Consider the following 341-nt stretch of genomic DNA (forward strand, 5'->3'; position numbering starts at 1 on the left):
AATATCCAACATGACATCATGCAAAAGTTTACGACGGAGCTGGTCAATAATTATGACAAGATTGTCATCGAAGACTTATCCGTCAAGGACATGCAAATGAGCCACGTTGCTTCTAAAGGCTTACAACGGTCTATGTTTGGCTATTTTCGCCAAGTACTCAGCTACAAATGTGCCTGGTATGGCAAAAAACTATTACTGGCAGATAAGACCTACCCTTCAACCCAGCGCTGTTCCAAATGTGGCTACATCAAGCATGGTACCGACAAGATCACGCTCCAAGGCAATGCACAGCATCAGACCAAACATAATGAATATATTTGTTACAACTGTGGTGCCATACT

The 341-nt window shown here is 42.5% G+C and carries 1 protein-coding gene; it reads left to right on the plus strand.

Going from position 1 to position 341, the window contains the following annotated elements:
* On the plus strand, positions 1 to 341 hold a 341-nt coding region (locus HEQ50_RS12655; protein WP_168900831.1), incomplete at both ends, for an IS200/IS605 family accessory protein TnpB-related protein.

The organism is Lactobacillus sp. HBUAS51381 (genome assembly GCF_012641095.1).
In the GTDB taxonomy this organism is placed as follows: domain Bacteria; phylum Bacillota; class Bacilli; order Lactobacillales; family Lactobacillaceae; genus Levilactobacillus.